General features: G+C 67.1%; 16 protein-coding genes. 15 read left to right on the top strand and 1 reads right to left on the bottom strand.

Translation table 11 applies throughout. The features are described from left to right. Positions 1 to 1,270, bottom strand: a 1,270-nt coding sequence (locus AC1DS6_RS31115; protein ID WP_477103867.1) for a DEAD/DEAH box helicase, incomplete at its 3' end; no start/stop codon positions are given. 310 nt (positions 1,271 to 1,580) lie between these two features. Here AC1DS6_RS31115 and AC1DS6_RS31120 point away from each other — a divergent pair. From AC1DS6_RS31120 to AC1DS6_RS31190, 15 genes are all read left to right on the top strand, one after another. Beyond that, a complete protein-coding gene (locus AC1DS6_RS31120; protein WP_477103868.1) occupies positions 1,581 to 3,269 on the top strand; it encodes a ClcB-like voltage-gated chloride channel protein in 1,689 nt (562 codons plus the stop codon). A 155-nt stretch (positions 3,270 to 3,424) separates the two neighbouring features. Next, entirely contained in the window at positions 3,425 to 3,799 is a 375-nt protein-coding gene (locus AC1DS6_RS31125) for a hypothetical protein (RefSeq protein ID WP_441637326.1), read from the top strand. 96 nt (positions 3,800 to 3,895) lie between these two features. Beyond that, on the top strand, positions 3,896 to 5,248 hold the full coding sequence (gene miaB / locus AC1DS6_RS31130; RefSeq protein WP_035868040.1) for a tRNA (N6-isopentenyl adenosine(37)-C2)-methylthiotransferase MiaB: 1,353 nt from the start codon (positions 3,896 to 3,898) through the stop codon (positions 5,246 to 5,248). Positions 5,249 to 5,317: 69 nt separating this feature from the next. Then, complete coding sequence (locus AC1DS6_RS31135) at positions 5,318 to 6,316, top strand: PhoH family protein (protein ID WP_477103869.1); 999 nt, start codon at positions 5,318 to 5,320, stop codon at positions 6,314 to 6,316. 14 nt (positions 6,317 to 6,330) lie between these two features. After that, on the top strand, positions 6,331 to 7,080 hold the full coding sequence (gene ybeY / locus AC1DS6_RS31140) for an rRNA maturation RNase YbeY (RefSeq protein ID WP_441637322.1): 750 nt from the start codon (positions 6,331 to 6,333) through the stop codon (positions 7,078 to 7,080). Positions 7,081 to 7,379: 299 nt separating this feature from the next. Beyond that, a complete protein-coding gene (locus AC1DS6_RS31145; protein ID WP_035868036.1) occupies positions 7,380 to 8,252 on the top strand; it encodes an HlyC/CorC family transporter in 873 nt (290 codons plus the stop codon). Beyond that, positions 8,249 to 9,841, top strand: coding sequence for an apolipoprotein N-acyltransferase (lnt, locus tag AC1DS6_RS31150; protein WP_477103870.1), 1,593 nt, complete (start codon positions 8,249 to 8,251; stop codon positions 9,839 to 9,841). The genes AC1DS6_RS31145 and lnt overlap by 4 nt, the downstream gene beginning before the upstream one ends. Positions 9,842 to 10,314: 473 nt before the next feature. After that, the gene (gene glyQ, locus AC1DS6_RS31155) at positions 10,315 to 11,274 is read left to right on the top strand and encodes a glycine--tRNA ligase subunit alpha (RefSeq protein WP_035868032.1); all 960 of its coding nucleotides are present in this window, start codon (positions 10,315 to 10,317) and stop codon (positions 11,272 to 11,274) included. After that, the gene (locus AC1DS6_RS31160) at positions 11,271 to 11,918 is read left to right on the top strand and encodes a hypothetical protein (protein ID WP_441629107.1); all 648 of its coding nucleotides are present in this window, start codon (positions 11,271 to 11,273) and stop codon (positions 11,916 to 11,918) included. Before glyQ ends, AC1DS6_RS31160 begins: the two co-directional genes overlap by 4 nt. 36 nt (positions 11,919 to 11,954) lie before the next feature. Then, positions 11,955 to 14,087, top strand: a complete 2,133-nt coding sequence (glyS, locus tag AC1DS6_RS31165) for a glycine--tRNA ligase subunit beta (RefSeq protein WP_477103871.1) — start codon at positions 11,955 to 11,957, stop codon at positions 14,085 to 14,087. A 29-nt stretch (positions 14,088 to 14,116) separates the two neighbouring features. Continuing rightward, the gene (gene gmhB / locus AC1DS6_RS31170) at positions 14,117 to 14,695 is read left to right on the top strand and encodes a D-glycero-beta-D-manno-heptose 1,7-bisphosphate 7-phosphatase (RefSeq protein WP_441629111.1); all 579 of its coding nucleotides are present in this window, start codon (positions 14,117 to 14,119) and stop codon (positions 14,693 to 14,695) included. Between the two features lie 17 nt (positions 14,696 to 14,712). Further along, on the top strand, positions 14,713 to 15,465 hold the full coding sequence (locus AC1DS6_RS31175; protein ID WP_441629113.1) for a lysophospholipid acyltransferase family protein: 753 nt from the start codon (positions 14,713 to 14,715) through the stop codon (positions 15,463 to 15,465). Further along, entirely contained in the window at positions 15,462 to 16,343 is an 882-nt protein-coding gene (locus tag AC1DS6_RS31180; RefSeq protein ID WP_477103872.1) for a M48 family metallopeptidase, read from the top strand. The genes AC1DS6_RS31175 and AC1DS6_RS31180 overlap by 4 nt, the downstream gene beginning before the upstream one ends. Positions 16,344 to 16,527: 184 nt before the next feature. Then, on the top strand, positions 16,528 to 16,935 hold the full coding sequence (gene gloA / locus AC1DS6_RS31185) for a lactoylglutathione lyase (protein ID WP_035868018.1): 408 nt from the start codon (positions 16,528 to 16,530) through the stop codon (positions 16,933 to 16,935). A 40-nt stretch (positions 16,936 to 16,975) separates the two neighbouring features. After that, positions 16,976 to 17,845 carry a DMT family transporter gene (locus AC1DS6_RS31190; RefSeq protein WP_441629203.1) on the top strand — a complete coding sequence of 290 codons (870 nt, stop codon included), beginning with the start codon at positions 16,976 to 16,978 and terminating at the stop codon, positions 17,843 to 17,845. Positions 17,846 to 17,922: the final 77 nt, after the last annotated feature.

Here is a 17,922-nt window from a genome sequence, read left to right on the forward strand (position 1 = left end):
GTGCCCGGCCGCGCGGCTGGCCGCCGCCGGCAGGCGCGCCGCGGCCGCGGCCGCCGCCATTGCCCTGGCCCTGGCCGCGGGCCTGACGGCCCTTCTGGATCGGCTCGGCCGGGATGCTCGGATCGACCTCGAAGCCCGGCAGGATGGTTTGTTCGATCTGGCGCTTGATCAGCCGCTCGATGTCGCGCAGCAAGGCGGTTTCATCCACGCAGACCAGCGAGATCGCCTCGCCCTCGGCGCCGGCACGGCCGGTGCGGCCGATACGGTGCACGTAGTCTTCGGGCACGTTGGGCAGGTCGTAGTTGACCACGTGCGGCAGCTGGTCGATGTCGATGCCGCGCGCGGCGATATCGGTGGCCACCAGCAGGCGCAGCGTGCCGGCCTTGAACTCGGTCAGCGCGCGTGTGCGGGCCGACTGGCTCTTGTTGCCGTGGATCGCCAGCGCCGACAGGCCTTCCTTGTCGAGCTGCTCGGCCAGGCGGTTGGCGCCGTGCTTGGTGCGGGTGAACACCAGCACCTGGTGCCAGTCGTTCTCGCGCACCAGGTGGGCCAGCAGTTCGCGCTTGCGCTCACGGTCCACCGGGTAGACGCGCTGCGCCACGGTCTCGGCCGTGGTGTTGCGGCGCGCGACTTCGATGGAAGCGGGATTGTCGAGCAGACGGTCGGCCAGGCCACGGATCTCGTCGGAGAAGGTGGCCGAGAACAGCAGGTTCTGGCGCTTCGGCGGCAGGACGTTGAGGATCTTGCGGATGTCGTGGATAAAGCCCATGTCCAGCATGCGGTCGGCTTCGTCCAGCACCAGCATTTCCACGTGCGAGAGGTCGATGGTGCGTTGCGACAGGTGGTCGAGCAGGCGGCCAGGCGTGGCCACCACGATATCGACACCGCGCTTGAGTTGTTCGATCTGCGGATTGATGCCCACGCCGCCGAACATCACCATCGAACGCAGCTTGAGGTACTTGCCGTAGTTACGGACGCTTTCCTCGACCTGGGCCGCCAGTTCGCGGGTGGGGGTCAGGACCAGCGCACGCACCGGCAGGCGCTGTCCGCGCGCGGGTTCGCGGGCAGCCGGGGATTCGGACAGCAGTTGCAGCAGCGGCAGCGTGAAGCCGGCCGTCTTGCCGGTGCCGGTCTGCGCGCCGGCAAGCAGGTCGCCCCCCTTGAGGATGGCGGGAATCGCCTGCGCTTGAATCGGAGTCGGCGTGGTATAGCCCTGTTCGGCCACGGCACGCATAAGCTTGTCGGACAAGCCAAGATCGGAAAAAGACATGAATTGACGCTTCGGCCGCCCTTTGCGCATGTGGTGCGCCAATCGCGGGGGCGACGTGAGTGAGAAAACCGAAAACCGGAAAAGAGCGACCGGCGAAACGAGGCGACTGCCCCCGCTTCTTTAGGAGGAAAGGCCGCTAGTGTACCAGCCTGGCGCTATCGCGCGCGCCAGGCGCCCCGATGGGCCCGATGGGTCCGGGTGGCGCTGCGCTATCATGGCGGCCAGCCACGCCCTGGTCCCGCCTGGCCGTGCCCCCGCGGGCACGGGCATGCCCGGCCCGGCTCCATCCTCCCCCCCGGATGACGTCACGATGCGGTTCAGGTTCATCGAAGACCAGGAAGTCACTCTCTTTACAGCCATCCCGGTAGGGATCGCCGCCGCCATCGTCACCACCCTGTTCAAGGAAGCGCTGGACGCCAGCGGCTATGTGATGTTTGGCACGCATGCGGATATCGTCACCGTATTTGCCGGGCTGGCGCTGGCCTGGCGGGTGCTGATCCCGACCCTCGGTGGCGTGGTCGCGGGCTTGCTGCTGACCGCCGCGGCCAGGCTCAATGCGGCACAGCCCGGCGTTTCCGACTATATGGAAGCAGTCGCCAGCGGCACGGGGCGGCTGCCGGTACGCATCACATTGCTGCGCGCGCTGTCGTCGTTCTGCTCCATCGTCACCGGCAGCTCGGTCGGTAAAGAGGGCGCGATGATCCAGCTCGCCGCGCTGTGCGGCTCGCTGTTCCCGTCGGCGCGCGGCAGAGCCGGCCCCGATGGCGACACCAACCTGAGGCGCATGCTCACGGCCTGCGCCGCGGCCGCGGGGCTGGCCTCGGTGTATCACACGCCGCTGTCGGCCGCGGTCTTTGTCGCCGAGGTGGTGTTCGGCGCGGTGGCGGTGCAGCGGCTGATGCCGCTGTTCCTGGCCTCGGTGGCAGGCACCGTGGTCAGCCAGCTGCACGGCGGCCTGCAACCGCTGTACCCGGGCCTGCATGTGCCGTCCGACATGCTGCACGCGCCGATGCTGCTCGCCGCTGTGCTGCTGGGCGTACTGGCCGGTGTCGCGGGCGCCCTTTTCATGCGCGCCTCCAGCCTGGCCAAGGGCGCCTTCGCCCACGTGCCGGGCGGCATGGTGCCGCGCCTGGCGCTGGGCGGCGCCCTGGTGGGCGTGCTGGCGATCTGGGTGCCGGAGGTGGTAGGCAATGGCTACTACACCATCCAGTCGATCCTGATGGCGCATCCCCTGAGCGTGTCGCTGGCGGCCGTGCTGCTGGCCAAGCTGCTGGCCACCGTGCTCAGCATGGGCTCGGGCGCGGTGGGCGGGGTGTTCACCCCTTCGCTGTTCGTGGGTGCCGCGCTCGGGCAATTGCTGGCGCCCGCCGTGCCGGGAGGCGGCGGCGCGCCGCTGCTGCCGCTGGTGGGCATGTGCGCCTTCCTGGCCGCCACCAGCCAGGCGCCGCTGATGTCAGTGCTGATGGTGTTCGAGATGACACTGGCGCCGGCGTTGCTGCTGCCCGGCATGATCGGCGCGGCGGCGGCCTACTACACCGCCTCACGCTGCCAGACCTTGTCCTTGTACAGCGTGGTGGCCGAGCGTACGCAAGCCTCGGCCGCGGCGGACCGCGCGCGGGCGCTTACGCTGGCCGGGCTGTGCGAGCCCACCGACACCACGATCGGCCCGGACGCGACGCTGGAACAGGCCAGCGACAAGTTCGCCGAGACCGGCACGCGCTACCTGTATATGGTGGCGCCCAATGGCTGCCTGCTGGGCGCGCTGTCGATCCACGCCGTGCAGCGCGCGCTGCGCGAGCAGCCGGATGCCGACCTGTTTACGCTGTGCGAACGCGACTTCCCCACGCTCACCCCCGAGTCGCGCCTGCCCGACGCATTGAGCCTGTTCACCCATCACGCGCTCAACCGCATCCCGGTGATCCGCGATAACGGCGGGCGCGAACTGATGGGGACGGTCTCGAAGCGGCGTGTGCTGCAGGAAGCATCCGGACTGTTCTAGGCCAGCGCGGGCGGCGGGCGACCGGGTAGAATATCGGGTTGCCCGGCCTGCGCCAGGCGCGGCGGCACGGTGCGCGTAGACTTGGCTGGTGCGCCGCTTGCCGCGGACAACCCGCATCGCCTTCGTTTCCCGAACCGTTTTTCGCCGGAGCCTCCATGTCAGCCAACCGTGCCGCGCGCCCTGCCCTGTTCCTGCGGGCGACCCTGCTTGCCGCATCGCTCGCCACGTGCGCCGCTCTGCTGCCGGCAACGGCACAGGGGCAGGCGCCGTTGCGGGTGATCCCGGCCGACGCGGCGAAAGCCCGGCTGGTGCTCGCCGCGCCGTCGCCCGGCGCACCGCAATCGGCAACGCTGGACGGCAAGACCGTTGGCGTGGCGCCCGGCCTGCGGCTGTTCGGCACCGACAACCAGTTGCTGCCCATCGCGGCGGTGGCCGGCCAGAAGCTGCCGGTGCGGTTCAAGCTCGACCTCTACGGCCAGTTGCTGACGGCCTGGGTGCTGAGCGAGCAGGAACAGAAAACCGCGCAATGATCGTCGTCCGGGCCGCGGCAACGTGCCGTGGCTCCCGGATTTGTTGAGTCCCCATAAAGCCCTGATGCCCCCAGGTCAACCACTGAGATCGGCACCATGAAAAAAGTCTTCGTCAAAACCTACGGCTGTCAGATGAACGAGTACGACTCGGACAAGATGGTCGACGTGCTCCACGCCGCCGAAGGCCTGGAAAAGACAGACAACCCCGAAGATGCGGACGTGATCCTCTTCAACACCTGCTCGGTGCGCGAAAAAGCGCAGGAGAAGGTGTTCTCCGAACTCGGCCGCATGAAGGCGCTCAAGGCGCTCAAGCCCGATCTGGTGATCGGCGTGGGCGGTTGCGTGGCGAGCCAGGAAGGCGCCGCCATCGTCAAGCGCGCGCCTTATGTCGATGTGGTGTTCGGCCCGCAGACGCTGCACCGCCTGCCCGCCATGATCGACCGCAGCCGCCAGACCGGCCATTCGCAAGTGGACATCTCCTTCCCCGAGATCGAGAAGTTCGACCACCTGCCGCCGGCGCGGGTCGAAGGCCCGAGCGCCTTTGTCTCGATCATGGAAGGCTGCTCCAAGTACTGCAGCTACTGCGTGGTGCCTTACACCCGCGGCGAGGAAGTCTCGCGCCCGTTCGAGGACGTGCTGGCCGAGGTCGCCGGGCTGGCCGGGCAAGGCGTGCGCGAAGTCACGCTGCTGGGGCAGAACGTCAACGCGTACCGCGGCGCCATGGGCGACACCAGCGAAATCGCCGACTTCGCGCTGCTGATCGAGTACGTGGCCGAGATCCCCGGCATCGAGCGGATCCGCTACACCACCAGCCACCCGAAGGAATTCACGCCGCGACTGATCGAGCTGTACGAGCGCTGCCCGAAGCTGGTCAACCACCTGCACCTGCCGGTGCAACATGCGTCCGACCGCATCCTGATGGCCATGAAGCGCGGCTACAGCGTGCTGGAGTACAAGAGCATCATCCGCAAACTGCGCGCGCTGCGCCCGGACATGTCGCTGTCGTCGGACTTCATCATCGGCTTCCCCGGCGAGACCGAGGCGGACTTCGACAAGCTGATGGCGATGATCGAGGAGATCGGCTACGACACCTCCTTCTCCTTTATCTTCAGCCCGCGCCCCGGCACGCCGGCGGCCAATCTGGCCGACGACACGCCGCACGAGGTCAAGCTCCGGCGCCTGCAGCACCTGCAGGCCACCATCGAGGAAAACGTGCAGCGCATCAGCAAAGGCATGGTCGGCTCGGTGCAGCGCATCCTGGTGGAAGGCCCGGCGCGCAAGGACCCGACCGAGCTGCACGGCCGCACCGAGAACAACCGCGTGGTGAATTTCGCGCTGCCGGGCGTGCCCCAGGACCGCCGCGACCGCATGGTCGGCGAGATGGTGGACGTGGCCATCACCGAAGCCTTCCCACACTCGCTGCGCGGCGAAATCGTAGTGCGCCAGTAATCCAGGCCGGGTTGCGCCTGCCGGCCGTGGCCGGCGGGCGCGACGCAAGAAGCCGCCACTCGTTCCCAGATGAAAATTCCCTCAGCCGAATTCGTCGCCCCCAAGGACGACAACACCCGCCTGCAGAACCTGTGCGGGCCGCTTGACGAGAACCTGCGCCAGATCGAGCAGGCGCTCGACGTCACCATCCTGCGCCGCGGCCACCGCATGACGGTGCGCGGCGCCTACGCGCGCGACGCTGCCGCCGCGCTGGAGCGCTTCTATAACCAGGCCCGCACGGCGCTGTCGATCGACGACGTGCAGCTCGGCCTGGTCGAAGCGCGCCAGGTCGCCGCGCACGGCGCCTATGTGCCGGACGGCGCCGGCGGTGCCGAGGCCGACGCCTTCGAGGACGAATCGCCCGTACTTCACACGCGCCGCGCGGGCCTGCACGGGCGCACGCCAATGCAGCGCGACTACCTGCGCAATGTGCTCTCGCATGACCTCACGCTGGGCATCGGCCCGGCCGGCACCGGCAAGACCTACCTGGCCGTGGCGTGCGCGGTGGACGCCCTGGAACGCGACTCGGTCAAGCGCATCGTGCTGACGCGCCCGGCGGTGGAAGCCGGCGAGCGCCTGGGCTTCCTGCCCGGCGACCTGGCGCAGAAGATCGACCCCTACCTGCGCCCGCTGTACGACGCGCTGTACGATCTGCTCGGCTTCGACCGCACGCAGAAGATGTTCGAGCGCCAGATGATCGAGATCGCGCCGCTGGCCTATATGCGCGGGCGCACGCTGAACCACGCCTTCATCATCCTGGACGAAGCACAGAACACCACGCCCGAGCAGATGAAGATGTTCCTGACCCGGATCGGCTTCGGCTCCAAGGCGGTGATCACCGGCGACACCACCCAGATCGACCTGCCGCGCGGCCAGAAGAGCGGCCTGGTGGAAGCGCAGCATGTGCTGCGCGAGGTGCGCGGCGTGGCCATGACCCGCTTCACCAGCCTCGACGTGGTGCGCCATCCGCTGGTGGCACGCATCGTCGATGCCTATGACGAATATCACGCTCAACACCGAGACGCTTAACCGAACGCAACATCGTGAACGCAAACTCCTCCCCCGCCAGCCTGATCCTGTTCGACGCCGACGGCCGTGCGCGCAAGACCCAGGCGCACGCCGTGCGCGTGCAGCTGCCTGACGGCCGCAGCATCACCGTGGACCTCTCGCAAGCCGCCGATGGCGTGCTCGCGCTGCTGGCCGAGCACACCGACGACCGCCAGCAGGCCGGCCTGCTGGTGCGCCCGGACAACCATGACGCGCTATCCGTGGCCGTCACCGCCACGCCCGTGGTCACCACCACCGGCACCCCCGCCACGCCGCCGTCGCTGGAACTCGCGCTGCAGTACGGCGAGGGTGTCAAGGGACGACGCGGCCTGCCGACGCAGCGCAAGGTGCAGACCTGGGCCAAGTCGGCGCTGTACGCCGATGCCACGCTGACCATCCGCTTTGTCGGCGAGGAAGAAGGCCGCAGCCTGAACCGCAGCTACCGCGGCAAGGACTACGCGACCAATGTCCTGACGTTTGCCTATGCCGAGCATGAGTCCGATCCGGTCAGCGGGGATATCGTGCTGTGCTGCCCGGTGGTGGAGCAGGAAGCGCGCGAGCAGAAGAAGCCGCTTGAGGCGCACTATGCGCATCTGATCGTGCACGGCGTGCTGCATGCGCAGGGCTATGAGCACGAAGAGGACGCCGAGGCGGAGGAAATGGAAGCCATCGAGACGGAGACGCTGCAAGCGCTAGGCTTCGCCGACCCGTACCGGGCAGACGGCAACATCAAAAACAAAGTCTAGAAGACAGGCTTAGCCGTGATCCCCGCCCCAAGGCAGGAATCACCCACCCGCGATGCGAAGCGTGCCGTCAAGGTGTACCAGGCCGTATGGGGCGCCTTCTTTGCCTACTTTCTTGGCAAGACAAGAAAGTAGGTCGCCGCCCCGCAGGGGTGGTGAAACTGCAGTTGCTTTTGACCTTGAAGTTAAGCAGTTGAAGCGCAGAAGTCGCAGTTTCAAACCCCGCCCCACCCCCCCCGTCACAGATCCCAAACCCTTTTAGTGTATCCTTCAACCGATATCCACCCCGCGCTCGCCGCGCCATGAACGACCCTTACCCCAGTTCGAAGTCAGCCGACCGTCCCCGATCCCTGCTCGAACGGCTCTCGGATTTCATCTCCCCCGAGCCCGATACCCGCGCTGAATTGCTCGAGGTGCTTCAGGATGCGCATGCGCGCAACCTGATCGACGCCGACTCCCTCTCCATGATCGAGGGCGTGTTCCAGGTTTCCGAACTCACCGCGCGCGACATCATGGTGCCGCGCGGCCAGATGGACACCGTCAATATCGCCGACGCGCCGGAGAGCTTCATCCCCTTCATGCGGCAGACGGCGCACTCGCGCTTTCCTGTCTACGAAGGCAGCCGCGACAACATCATCGGCATCCTGCTGGCCAAGGACCTCTTGCGGTACTACACCGACGAGGAGTTCGACCTGCGCGAGACCCTGCGCCCGGCTGTATTCATCCCCGAGTCCAAGCGCCTCAATATCCTGTTGCGCGACTTCCGCATCAACCGCAACCACATCGCGATGGTGGTGGACGAGTATGGCGGCGTCGCCGGCCTGGTCACCATCGAGGACGTGCTGGAACAGATCGTGGGCGACATCGAGGACGAGTTCGACCTTGACGAGGATCATGACAAGATCGTGCAACTGCCCGATGGCGGCTGGCGCGTGCATGGCCTGACCGAGATCGAGCAGTTCAACGAAACCTTCGGCACGCACTTCTCCGATCACGACGTCGACACCGTGGGCGGCTTGCTGAGCAACCACCTTGGCCACGTGCCGCATCGCGGCGAAGTGGTGATACTGCCCCCGATGCGCTTCGAAGTCCTGCGCGCCGATGCCCGCCAGGCGCACCTGCTGCTGGTGCGCCGCGAGGCCCCGCTCAACCCGCCCGAAGTGGACGGCGCATGAAGCGCTTGCTCCAGGCATGGCCCGGCGCCGCCAGCGCCGGGCGCGACAACGCGCGCGGCGTGAGCCTGCCCCGACTGTTGCTGGCCGCCATCCTGGGCGTCGCCCATACCCAGGCCTACGCGCCCCATACCTGGTGGTGGCTGCAATTGCTGTCGCTGGCTGGGCTGGTGGCGCTGGTCGCCGATGCGCCCCGCACCCGCGGCGCGGCCGCGACCGGCTACGCCTTTGGCCTGGGCTGGTTCCTCTCCGGCGTGTGGTGGCTCTATATCAGCATGCACGTCTATGGCGAGATGCCAGCCTGGATGGCGCTGCTTGCCGTGCTGCTGCTTGCCGGCTTCATCGCGCTCTTTCCGGCGCTGGCCGCCGCGACATGGCACTGGCTGATGGCGCGCCGGACGCGCGCGGCCTCCGTGACGCTGCTGGCGCCGCTCGCCTTCGGCGCGGCCTGGGGGCTGTCCGAATGGCTGCGCGGCGTAATGTTCACCGGTTTTCCCTGGCTGTCGAGCGGCTACGCCCATACCGATGGTCCGCTGGCCGGCTTCGCGCCGCTGATCGGGGTCTACGGCATCGGCGCGCTGGCGGCAACTGTGGCTGCATTGCTGGTGGCAGCGGTGCGCGGCTTCGGCAGCGCCGGCCCGGGCGGCAAGCGCACCGGCGCGCTCGCGCTGGCGGGAGCCGTGGCGCTGCCGCTGGGCGGCGCCGCGCTGGTGCCGGTCGCCTGGACTACCCCGGCCGGCAAGCCCATTGCCGTGCGGCTGCTGCAGGGCAATGTGGCACAGGACATCAAGTTCGAACCGGCCGGCGTGCAGCGCTCCATCGAGCTATACCGCGACCTGATCACGGCCGCCCCGGCCGATCTCGTGGTCACGCCCGAGACCGCCTTCCCGGTGATCCTGCAGGACCTGCCCGTCGACATCGCCATCGCGGTGCGCGACTTCACCGTGGCCAGCGGCACCACCGTGCTGTTTGGCGCCGCCGGCGCGGATTCGCCGGTCGATTTCACCAACAGCGTCTTCGGCCTGGGTCCGCTGACCGAACGGCTGTATCGCTACAACAAGCACCACCTGGTGCCGTTCGGCGAGTTCATTCCCTTGGGTTTCCACTGGTTCGTGGACATGATGAAGATGCCGCTCGGGGACTTCCGCCGCGGCGGACTGGACCAGGCCCCGCTGCCGGTGCGCGGCATCATGGTGGCACCCAATATCTGCTACGAGGATCTGTTCGGCGAGGAAATCGCCGAGACGCTGCGCAGCCAGCCGGTGCCGGCCAATATCCTGGTCAATGTGACCAACCTGGCCTGGTTCGGCGACACCATTGCGCTGGACCAGCATCTGCAGATCTCGCGCATGCGCGCGCTGGAGATGCGCCGGCCGATGCTGCGTTCGACCAATACCGGGATGACTGCCGTGGTGACGCCGGACGGCGTGGTGGCCGCGCGCTTGCCGACCTTCACGGTCGGCACGCTCACCGCCAATGTGCAGGGCACACAGGGTTTCACCCCATATGTGCGCTGGGGAAATAGTCCGGCGCTGGCAGCCTGCCTGCTGGTGCTGGCCCTGGCGGCCTGGCGCCGCCGCCAGCAACGCTGACGGCGGCCGGGCCGCAGACAGCCCAGCAGGCGTGTCAGGCTGCCACGCCAGCCACTGCCGACAGCAAGGCGGCGGCTATCATCACTGCGATGGCGACGAGATAAGGCTTCCGAGAAAGTAGCGACATGACCGGTGTCCCCCTGATGAATTGATTCGGACGGTTTCGGCTGTTATGCACAGCTCTGCTTAATACTGTATACAAAAACACTAACGGCCAGTATCCGGCAGAGCTTTAGAGGGCTTCGGTGTTTACCCGATTCGTTGCAAAACGCCGACACCACATGCCAGCCCCGCGGGCGGGATTGGATGTCGTGACTCATGCAAGGGTCGTGCCGATGGCGGGCAGCCTGAAAAAAACCGATAGAATTCAGGGTTTGGCACGATCTTCGTGAGGCGCCGTGGCAACTTTGCCGCCCGGCGCCCGCCCTTGCTTGCTTGCTGGCCTGTGTGCAGGCCCTTACTAGTCTTCGCTTATGCTGACCTTCCAACAAATGATCCTCACCCTGCAGGCCTACTGGGACCGGCAGGGCTGCGCACTCTTGCAACCCATCGATCTGGAGGTCGGCGCCGGCACCTCGCACGTGCATACCTTCCTGCGCGCGATCGGGCCGGAGCCGTGGCGCGCCGCCTATGTGCAGCCGTCGCGCCGCCCCAAGGACGGGCGCTATGGCGAGAACCCCAACCGCCTGCAGCACTATTACCAGTACCAGGTCGTGCTCAAGCCCGCGCCCGAGAACATCCTCGAGCTGTACCTCGGCTCGCTGGAAGCGCTGGGCCTGGACCTGAAGCAGAACGACATCCGCTTCGTCGAGGACGACTGGGAAAATCCCACGCTGGGCGCATGGGGCCTGGGCTGGGAAGTCTGGCTCAACGGCATGGAAGTGACGCAGTTCACCTATTTCCAGCAAGTGGGCGGCATCGACTGCAAGCCCATCACCGGCGAGATCACCTACGGCATCGAGCGCCTGGCGATGTACCTGCAGAAGGTCGAGAACATCTATGACCTGGTGTGGACCGAGTGGGAAGAAAACGGCAAGACGCGCCGCCTGACCTATGGCGACGTCTATCACCAGAACGAAGTGGAGCAATCCACCTACAACTTCGAGCAAAGCAATACCGAGATCCTGTTCCGCCACTTCGCCGAACACGAAGCGGAAGCCAAGCGCCTGATGGGCGCCGCCGAGGCGAAGCAGGATGCCGGGCAGGCCGCGCCGGCCGACGCCGCCAAACGCCTGCCGCTGCCCGCCTACGAGCAACTGCTCAAGGCCGCCCACACCTTCAACCTGCTGGACGCACGCGGCGCGATCTCGGTCACCGAGCGCGCGGCCTATATCGGCCGCATCCGCAACCTGTCGCGGCTGGTGGCCCAGGCCTACTATGACTCGCGCGAGTCGCTCGGCTTTCCGATGTGCGAACGCGAGGCCGCCGCATGACCCGCGCGGCGCGCGGCGCGCTGCGCGGATGCGCTGCCCTGGCGATGCTGGCCCTGGGAGCGTCCGGCGCCGCCCAGGCCTCGGCGCCCGTGCCGAGCCCGCAGGCGCTGTACCTGCCGGCCGACCTGTCCAATGTCTGCGAAGCCAATCCGCAGGCACTGCAGCAGGCCATCGACCGGCACTGGCACGGCGCCTTCGGCCCGAACAACTCGCTGGACCAGTGGACCCAGCTGGTGCGCACGTTCTCGTGCGACCTGTCGGGCTCCAGGGATCTGGGCTGGCACCGCGTGCCGCTGCGCGCCTATGAAAGCGCGATCCGTTACCCGCTCACGTGGACCGAGACCGAGACAGTGAACGGCCGGGTACGCCGCCAGATCAAGACGTACTACTCGGCCGCGCAGCTGCCGCCCAAGATCGATTTCTGGGTAAGCGGCCGCATCGACGAGATCCGCTACGACAAGCGCCTGCGCCGGCTCGATGCCCGCTTCTTCGCACCGCGTCCCGCCCCCGGCACCCGCGGCAGCAGCGCAAGCAGCGGCGGCAGCACGGACAGCCAGTGCGTAGCGACCACGCTGCAATTCCGCCAGCAAAACGGCCTGTGGCTGTTGTCCGGCGTAGAACCTACTATTGCACCGCGCTGCTAAGGCGCAGCGCGTGCCACAACTTGTTGGAAACGATTCATGTCGCAAACCCTGACCGATTCGAACGATACGCTGCTGATCGAGCTGTTCACCGAAGAGCTGCCGCCCAAGGCGCTGGCGCGCCTGGGCGACGCCTTCGCGCAGGGCCTGTTCGCCGGCCTGTCCGAGCGTGGCCTGCTGGATGACGGCGCCGCCGTCACCTCTTTCGCCACGCCGCGCCGGCTGGCCGCGCAAGTCACCGGCGTGCGCCGCAGCGCGCCAGACCGCGAGCAGCGCGAAAAAGTGCTGCCGCTGACGGTGGCGCTGGACGCCAACGGCGAGCCGACGGCGCCGCTGGCCAAGAAGCTGGCCGCGCTGGCCAAATCGGTGGGCGTCGAAGCGATCGACTGGCAAACCCTGGAGCGCGCCTCCGACGGCAAGGCCGACGCCTTCTTCTACCGCTACACCGCGCGCGGCGCCGAACTGGTTGCCGGCCTGCAGGCGGCACTGGACGACACCATCGCCAGGCTGCCCATCCCCAAGGTGATGAGCTACCAGCGTCCGGACGGCAGCACCGTGCATTTCGTGCGCCCCGCGCACCGTCTGGTGGCCCTTCTCGGCACCGAAGTGGTGCCGGTCAGTGCATTGGGGCTCCAGGCCGGCAGGACCACCCAGGGCCACCGCTTCCTGTCTGGCGGCGAGATCGAGATTGCCCGGGCCGGCGACTATGCCGCCGTGCTGGAATCGCAAGGCCGCGTGCTGGCCAGCTACACCGAGCGCCGTGAACGCATTCGCAACGCGCTGCTGGAGCAGGCCGGCGCCGACCAGGTCGTCATGCCCGATGCCCTGCTCGACGAAGTCAATTCGCTGGTGGAATGGCCGGTGGTCTATCCTTGCCATTTCGAGGAGGTCTTCCTCGAAGTGCCGCAGGAATGCCTGATCCTGACCATGCAGACCAACCAGAAGTACTTCGCGCTGACCGATGCCGAAGGCCACCTGCGCAACCGCTTCCTGGTGGTTTCCAACCTGGCCACGGACACGCCGGAATCCATCATCAGCGGCAATGAGCGCGTGGTGCGCCCGCGCCTGGCCGACGCCAAGTTCTTCTTCGACCAGGACCGCAAGAAGACCCTGGCCTCGCGCGTGCCGCAACTGGCCAATGTGGTCTACCACAACAAGATCGGCTCGCAGCTCGACCGCGTGCAGCGCCTGCAGCAGATCGCCGGCCACATCGCCGACGCGATGGGCGCCGCCGGCATTGCCGTGGAAAAAGCGGCCGCCATGCGCGGCGCCGAACTTGCCAAGGCCGACCTGCTGACCGACATGGTCGGCGAGTTCCCGGAGCTGCAGGGCACCATGGGCACCTACTACGCGCGTCACGACGACGAAGCCGAATCCGTGGCGCTGGCCTGCTCCGAGCACTATCGCCCGCGTTTTGCCGGCGACGCCCTGCCCGCCGGCCCGGTGAGCCTGGCTGTCGCGCTGGCCGACAAATTGGAGACGCTGGTCGGCATCTGGGGCATCGGCCTGTCGCCCACCGGCGAGAAGGATCCGTTCGCACTGCGGCGCCACGCGCTCGGCATCCTGCGCATGCTGGTCGAGACGCCGCTGCCGCTGTCGATCGACGCACTGCTGGAGCTCACCCAGCAGGCCTTCGCCGGCATCGCCGCGGTCAAGCCCGCGCAAGCCGCGATCGCCGACTTCCTGTACGACCGCCTGCGCGGCTACCTGAAGGACAAGGGCTACACCACCAACGAGGTGGAAGCCGTGGTGAGCCTGCGCCCGCAGCGCCTGGACGACATCCTGGCCCGCCTGGAAGCGGTGCGCACCTTTGCCGCGCTGCCCGAAGCCGAAGCGCTGGCCGCGGCCAACAAGCGCATCACCAACATCCTGCGCAAGAACACCGACCCCATTGGCACCGTGCAGCCGGCGCTGCTGCAGGAAGCCGCCGAGAGCGCGCTGCACAAGGCGGTGGAAAGCGTGCGCCCGCAGGTGGACGCCGCCTTCGCCAACGGCGACTTCGCCACCGCGCTGCGCGACCTCGCGCAGCTGCGCGCGGCGGTCGACCAGTTCTTCACCGACGTCATGGTGATGGCCGAAGACGCGCAACTGCGTGCCAACCGGCTGGCGCTGCTGGCCTCGCTGCACGTGCTGGCCAATCGCGTGGCCGACATCTCCAAGCTGGCCGCCTGAGCGGCCGGGCACCATAACGGAAGGCCATCATGCCGCAGACACCGCCCAAGCTTGTCGTGCTCGATCGCGACGGGGTCATCAACCTCGACAGCGACCAGTTCATCAAGACGCCCGACGAATGGATCCCCATCGATGGCAGCCTGGAAGCGATCGCCGCGCTCAATCAGGCCGGCTATCGCGTGGTGATCGCCAGCAACCAGTCCGGCATCGGCCGCGGCCTGTTCGAGATGAGCGCGCTCAACGCCATGCACGAGAAAATGCACAAGGCGCTGGCCAATCTCGGCGGACGCGTCGACGCGGTCTTCTTCTGCCCGCATACGGCGGCGGACGGCTGCGATTGCCGCAAGCCCAAGGCCGGGATGCTTGAGCAGCTGGCCGAACGCTTTGGCGTAGAGCTCAAGGGCGTGCCGCTGGTAGGCGACTCGCTGCGCGATCTCGAGGCGGGGCTGGCGGTGGGTTGCGCCCCGCACCTGGTGCTGACCGGCAAAGGCGCCAAGACCGAGAAAAAGGGCGGCCTGCCGCCCGGCACGCTGATCCACGACGACCTGCGCGCTTTCGCGCGCTGGCTGCTCACCGGCGATGGCGCTCCGCGCCAGGCCGGTTCCTGAACCCAATTCCCGCACCGATGATTTTCCTCCGCTCCTTGCTGTTCGCGTTGTTCCTTCTGGTAGTGACGCCGCCGTATGCCTGCGCGTGCTTCATTGTCTTTCCCTTCATGAATGCCGACCGCCGCTACCGCTTCGTGCGCGGCTGGCCGCGGATGGTCACCGCCGCGGCCGCCGTGATTTGCGGCATTCGCTACCGCTACGAAGGCCGCGAGCATTTCGACGGCATGCTCGACAAGCCGGTCGTGGTGCTGTCCAAGCACCAGTCGGCGTGGGAGACGGTCGCCTACCTGGCCACGCTGCCCAAGCCGATGTGCTTCGTGTTCAAGCGCGAACTGCTGATGGTGCCCTTCTTCGGCTGGGCGCTGGGCATGCTCAAGATGGTGCATATCAACCGCAAGGAAGGCACGCGCGCCTTCGCCTCCGCCGTGCGGCAGGGCAAGGAGCGGCTGTCTGAAGGCGCCTGGATCATCATGTTCCCGGAGGGTACGCGCACGCCATCCGGCCTGGAGAAGACCCGCTACAAGAGCGGCGGCGCCCGCCTCGCGGTGGAAACGGGCGCGTGGGTGATTCCGATGGCCGTCAACTCCGGGCGGCTGTGGCCGCGCAACTCGTTCCTGAAATATCCCGGGATGATCACGGTCTCTGTCGGCGCGCCGATTTCCTCGGCCAACAAGACCGCGGACCAGGTCAACCAAGAGGTTGAGGCGTGGATCGAACGAGATATGCGTAGAATCGATGGCGAGAGCTACCGGAGCAAAACGCCCGCATGAAATTGCTGCGCCCGTCCCCCGATGCCCCCGGCTCCCAGATGGAGCTGCCGCTGTCAGACGCCCTGGCCGGCGCCGACATGGCACCGGGCATGGCACCGGGGGTTACGCCTGCGCAACCGGTCCCGCCCGCCTCGCAACCTTGGCCACAGCCGCAGCCCAATGCGCGGCGGCTGCTGGTGGGCGAACGCGGCGTGCACTACACGCTCAAGCGCTCGTCGCGCCGTACCATCGGTTTCACCGTGGACGACCGCGGCCTGTCCATCACGGCGCCGCGTTGGGTGACGCTGGCCGACATCGAGTCCGCCATCTTCGAAAAACAGCGCTGGATCTTCAACAAGCTGGGGGAATGGCAGCATCGCGAAGCCCGGCGCGTGCTGCCCACCGTGCAATGGCGCGAAGGCGCGAGCCTGCCCTTTCTGGGCAAGCCCATCACGCTGAAACTCGAATCGCCCACCGGCGTACTGGTGTTCGACGCCGACAGCCGCATTCTTCATCTTGCGCTGCCTGTGCATGCCGATGAGCAGCAGATCAAGGATCGCGTGCAAGGGTGGCTTCAGCACCAGGCCAAGCGGCTGCTGGCGCAGCGGCTCGATATCTACGCCGACAAGCTCGGCGTGCGGCACAGCGCGTTTGCGCTGACATCGGCCGCGACGCGCTGGGGCAGCTGCACCGCCGACGGCAAGATCCGGATGAACTGGCGGCTGATGCATTTTCCCTTGTCGATGATCGACTACGTGGCCGCGCATGAGCTGGCGCATCTCAAGGAGATGAACCATAGCCCCAGGTTCTGGGATACGGTGGCATCGATCTTTCCGGAATTCCGGGATGCCCGGGCGCAATTGAGGGCGCATCCGCCGGAATTGCTGCCGACGTTCTGAGCCCGGCCTCCTGGCCTGGCACTCCGCCAGGCGCGTGGCAAGGTGCCGGCCGCAACCCTGCAATGCGAGTATCAGACCCTTGATTTCAAACGGAAAAATGGCGATCAGCGCCAGCGGCATACCCGCCTTGCGCATCCCGTTTAGAATATCCGCCCCATTCAAGAAAAATCATATCTCTCCCAAAATGCGACTCCTCCATACCATGCTCCGCGTCGGCGACCTGCAACGCTCGATCGACTTCTACACCCGCATCCTCGGCATGCAACTGCTGCGCGAAAGCGACAACACCGAATACAAGTACCGCCTCGCCTTCGTCGGCTACGGCCCGGAATCCGAAACGGCCGTGCTTGAGCTGACCTATAACTACGGCGTCGACAAGTACGAAATGGGCACCGCCTACGGCCATATCGCGCTGGAGACCGACAACGCGGCGGCCACCTGCGAGCGCATCCGCGCCGCCGGCGGCAATGTCGTGCGCGAGGCCGGCCCGGTCAAGGGCGGCACCACCGTGATCGCCTTCGTCGAAGACCCGGACGGCTACAAGATCGAACTGATCGAGCGCAATTCCACGCGCGACGCCAGCCGCCCCTGAAGTGAGCGCCCAACCGCTCACCCGGCGCCCGCTCGACGGCATGGCCATCACCCTGATGGTCGTGCTCTGCCTGGCATGGGGGTTGCAGCAAGTGGTGATCAAAGTGACAGCGCCGTCGATGGGCGCGGTGCTCCAGGCTGGCGTGCGCTCAGCGGTGGCGGCCTTGCTGGTGTTCGGCTTCGCTGCCTGGCGCCGCACGCCGCTGTGGCAGCGCGATGGCACGCTGGGCGCGGGGTTGCTGGCCGGCCTGTTGTTCGGCGCAGAGTTCTTCTGCATCTTCGTTGGCCTTGGCCACACCAGCGCTTCGCGCATGGCGGTGTTCCTCTATACCGCGCCGATCTTCACCGCGCTCGGGCTGCACATGACCGTCGCCGGGGAACGGCTGCGGCGCGGGCAGTGGGTTGGCGTGGGGCTGGCCTTCTGCGGCATGGCGCTGGCTTTTGCCGATGGCATCGCCGCGCCTGCCGCGCATGGCGGCAGCACGCTGCTGGGCGATGCGCTGGGCATCCTTGCCGGATTCCTGTGGGCAGCCACCACGGTGGTGGTACGTGCCAGCCGGCTGGCATCGGCGCCGGCCAGCAAGACGCTGCTCTATCAACTGGCCGTGTCGGCGGTGATGCTGCTGGCCATGGCGCTTGCCGCCGGCCAGCACCTGCATGCGCGGGTTGACGGCCTGGTGCTGGCGAGCCTGTTCTACCAGTCGGTGCTGATAGCCTTTGCCAGCTACCTGGCGTGGTTCTGGTTGCTGCGCCAATATCTGGCTTCGCGCTTATCGGTGTTTTCGTTCCTGACGCCGCTGTTCGGTGTGGCATTCGGCGTGGTGCTGATGCACGATGCCGTGGGCATGCGGTTTGCCGTGGCGGCGGTGCTGGTGCTGGCCGGCATCGTGCTGGTCAACCGGCGGGCCTGAGCGAACGCACCCGGCTTACCGCGCAATAGACGCAAAAGATGCAAAAGAGCCGGCATGCGCCGGCTCTTTTGCTACGC

Source organism: Cupriavidus sp. 05L310 (assembly GCF_056398185.1).

Excerpts from the sequence above, each read along its gene's own strand:
- AC1DS6_RS31180 (WP_477103872.1), top strand. The coding sequence starts at position 15,462 with ATGAAATTGCTGCGCCCGTCCCCCGATGCCCCCGGCTCCCAGATGGAG.
- glyQ (WP_035868032.1), top strand. The coding sequence starts at position 10,315 with ATGCTGACCTTCCAACAAATGATCCTCACCCTGCAGGCCTACTGGGAC.
- glyS (WP_477103871.1), top strand. The coding sequence starts at position 11,955 with ATGTCGCAAACCCTGACCGATTCGAACGATACGCTGCTGATCGAGCTG.
- AC1DS6_RS31190 (WP_441629203.1), top strand. The coding sequence starts at position 16,976 with ATGGCCATCACCCTGATGGTCGTGCTCTGCCTGGCATGGGGGTTGCAG.
- AC1DS6_RS31175 (WP_441629113.1), top strand. The coding sequence starts at position 14,713 with ATGATTTTCCTCCGCTCCTTGCTGTTCGCGTTGTTCCTTCTGGTAGTG.
- AC1DS6_RS31135 (WP_477103869.1), top strand. The coding sequence starts at position 5,318 with ATGAAAATTCCCTCAGCCGAATTCGTCGCCCCCAAGGACGACAACACC.
- gloA (WP_035868018.1), top strand. The coding sequence starts at position 16,528 with ATGCGACTCCTCCATACCATGCTCCGCGTCGGCGACCTGCAACGCTCG.
- AC1DS6_RS31125 (WP_441637326.1), top strand. The coding sequence starts at position 3,425 with ATGTCAGCCAACCGTGCCGCGCGCCCTGCCCTGTTCCTGCGGGCGACC.
- lnt (WP_477103870.1), top strand. The coding sequence starts at position 8,249 with ATGAAGCGCTTGCTCCAGGCATGGCCCGGCGCCGCCAGCGCCGGGCGC.
- AC1DS6_RS31160 (WP_441629107.1), top strand. The coding sequence starts at position 11,271 with ATGACCCGCGCGGCGCGCGGCGCGCTGCGCGGATGCGCTGCCCTGGCG.
- AC1DS6_RS31145 (WP_035868036.1), top strand. The coding sequence starts at position 7,380 with ATGAACGACCCTTACCCCAGTTCGAAGTCAGCCGACCGTCCCCGATCC.
- AC1DS6_RS31120 (WP_477103868.1), top strand. The coding sequence starts at position 1,581 with ATGCGGTTCAGGTTCATCGAAGACCAGGAAGTCACTCTCTTTACAGCC.
- miaB (WP_035868040.1), top strand. The coding sequence starts at position 3,896 with ATGAAAAAAGTCTTCGTCAAAACCTACGGCTGTCAGATGAACGAGTAC.
- gmhB (WP_441629111.1), top strand. The coding sequence starts at position 14,117 with ATGCCGCAGACACCGCCCAAGCTTGTCGTGCTCGATCGCGACGGGGTC.